Source organism: Bacteroidia bacterium (assembly GCA_026932145.1).
In the GTDB taxonomy this organism is placed as follows: domain Bacteria; phylum Bacteroidota; class Bacteroidia; order J057; family JAIXKT01; genus JAIXKT01.
On sequence record JAIXKT010000058.1, the window covers coordinates 1 to 2,941 of the forward strand.

3 protein-coding genes are annotated in these 2,941 nt (G+C 36.8%); all 3 read right to left on the reverse strand.

Translation table 11 applies throughout. The features are described from left to right. Positions 1–879: HaeII family restriction endonuclease (locus LC115_13415; protein MCZ2357668.1), on the reverse strand; the 879-nt coding region annotated here is incomplete at its 3' end. Next, positions 872–1,870, reverse strand: coding sequence for a DNA cytosine methyltransferase (locus LC115_13420; protein ID MCZ2357669.1), 999 nt, complete (start codon positions 1,868–1,870; stop codon positions 872–874). The genes LC115_13415 and LC115_13420, both read right to left, overlap by 8 nt. Before the next feature lie 249 nt (positions 1,871–2,119). Further along, positions 2,120–2,941, reverse strand: an 822-nt coding sequence (locus tag LC115_13425; protein MCZ2357670.1) for an OmpA family protein, incomplete at its 5' end; no start/stop codon positions are given.

The window sequence follows — 2,941 nt, forward strand, 5'->3', positions numbered from 1 at the left end:
TAATGCTCTTTCATACCAAGTCAAAAGGTCGGTTTCTGTTACAATGCTTTGAATTTTAGATTTCCAACCGATTTGATTTAAAACTGAAACAATTATTTTCTGTTCCGTGTCTTTACAAACTATTACTATTCTGTCTGCCGAAACAGAAGAAACAATATTTTCGGCAAGTTCTTCTGTCAATGATAAATGTTTGATTTGAATTGCAAGTCCGAAATTTGCCCACATATCAAGTCCTCTGTCGGCTGCATTTGTTACACCAACGCGATTAATTCTTGCTTTAAGTTTAATGCTTGTCTGTTTGGTTGAAAGTTGAATTACTCGGTTTGCAAAGTCTTCAAACTCTTTCAAAATATCTGATTTTGCTGGATTTAAACTTACTTCAACTGATACTCCCAATGCTTCAACTAATGCCGAAAACAAAGAGTAAACAACAATTTCATAGATTTTATCAATACTTCTTCTTAGTCCCGGTTCATTCCAAAACATCGCAAGAAATTCATTCAAATTGAAGTTTGTTTTATCGTGTGTCAAACAGTAATCTAAACCTGTTGACATTTGCGAAAATCGTTGAGCAAATTTTTGATAAATGAATGCTTCAACTATTCCGTTTTTACTTCTGTTTTCTTTTCCAAGTTCTACCAATACCTTTGGTGGGATTGCGTTATCATTGAAAATGTCGTCTTGATAACGAGCCGAAGAAGTTGAAGTCCGTCCTAAAAATTTGATACAAATAATGTTTCTCCATTTCTTTGAAATAATGCGATATGTGGATAAATCTGAAAGATTTACATCTTTTTCTGTTCTATCACGGTGCAATATTTCTGCTACTTGAATTGGCTTGCAAAGGTGAACCCTTGCTTTGTCAATTACTTTATCCAACGATTGCTTTGCGTCTTTTATACTCGTTTGTGGGTTCTAATAATGTTAATTGAATTGTTTCCTTAATCGCTTCCTTTTGATTTTTCATTGCGTTCATCATTTCACCTGCGATTGCTTCAATAACTGGGACTGAAACTGAATTACCTGCTACTTTTCTTGCTTGTGAATAAGGAATATTTATTTTGAAAGTATCTGGAAAACCTTGTAGCCTTAACATTTCTCTATCTGTTAATCTTCTTTCTCCATTTACAACAAGGTAGTTGTAACTTCCACCTGCTCGTAAAGCACAAGAATAAGGTAATGCTGAAATATTTCCTCCAATGTTTTCGTGCCATATAGACGGAAAGGGCGGAACGCCCTTTACCGCATTTTTTCTTTTTTCTCTTAGTTGGTCTGAAAGAAAATAACTCTGAGGAATTTCATCTTCTTTTTGTAAAACTTCTGTCAATGGTTTGTAATAGCCGAGCGGTTTAGGAAACTTAAAATATATTGGGTCTCTGAAACCAACGATATAAATTCTTTCTCTCTTTTGTGGAACCCCAAAGTCAAGCGAATTAAAAACTTTGTGATAAACCGTATATCCAAGTCCTTTAAGTTTTTCTAAAATAACTGCAAAGGTTTGTCCATTGTCGTGTGTTGTAAGCCTTTTTACATTTTCAAGTAAAAATGCTTGTGGTTTTTTTGCATCTAAAATTGCTTCTATATTGAAAAACAAAGTTCCTCTTGTGTCTGCAAAACCAAGTCCTTTTCCTGCAATGCTGAAAGGTTGACAAGGAAATCCTGCTAATAAAATGTCGTGGTCTGGAATGTCGTGAGGTGCAATTTCGTTAATGTCGCCAAACGGTCTGTCGCCAAAATTTGCCTCATACATATCTTGAGCTGCTTTGTCCCACTCGGAAGAAAAGACTGTCTCACAGCCGTGAGCCTCAAAACCAAGTCGGATACCTCCGATACCTGCAAAAAGGTCTATTGTTTTATATTTTTTTGTCATTGAAATTCGTCTTTTTTGTTCAGCACAAATTTAGTCAAAATAGGTGCTTTATTTTTCATTTTTGTAGGTTAGTTGTTAACTGTCATTTCTGCACGGTGGTTTTTTAGGGTGAGTGCTAACGGGTTGGGTATTGCCGAAGGCGGGGATTTTCAGCACAAAAGTTCAATCGAACGAATATTGAACCTTGCACAAATGTCCAATCGGAGCCGTTCAGCCCCGCTTTTGGCAATACCTTGTTATAGCCGGTGGTTACTGCCGCTTGATTTCAACTCGTCTGTTTTTTGCTTTACCATTTTCTGTTGAATTGTCGGCAATAGGCTTGTCTTGACCGTAGCCAATTGTTTGAATTCTGTCAGAAGAAATACCTTTATTAATCAAAGATGTCTTAATGCTTGTTGCGCGTTGCTCCGACAGTATTTTGTTGGCTGCGGAATCTCCAACGTTGTCTGTATGCCCTTCAACAGTAATTTTCATTGTGGGATTATTGGTCAGCATGATGAACAGTTCATTTATAATGTTCTGAGATTCACTTTTGATCGTTGATTTTCCCGTTTCAAAATTGATGTATAAGGTTAATGGCTGTCCGGAATTTACTTTCTCAAACATTGCATTGGCGGTAACATCCTGATTCATGCCCTCAATTTTTACGATATCAAGGGTATACGCTTCGCAATCGCTGGCATCGCCGCTGGATTGCTTTACGCAAACCCAATAGGTATTTCCTTCATTCATCATTTTAAACGTTCCGCCTGAAAACCATAATTCTGAATCATCGGCTTTGTACGCAACATAAACTTTCTCGCCTCCTTTGGCAACTATAGCGTCTTCAAAATTTTTTATGAGTTGGTAACGGGAATATTTTTTGTCGGTATTGCCCATTTTAGTGTAACGTACCTTGATAACCAGTCCATCTATAGTTTGTTTTTTGCCATAACCAACAATCATATCAATGGCATCAAAGCTTTCTTTGCACTCACTGATATAAAAACCGGGCAATCGGTTAAACAACGGATGGTCTTTGCAACCTTCATTATCACTTTGAGCGAATAAAACACATGAGGTTAACAGAAG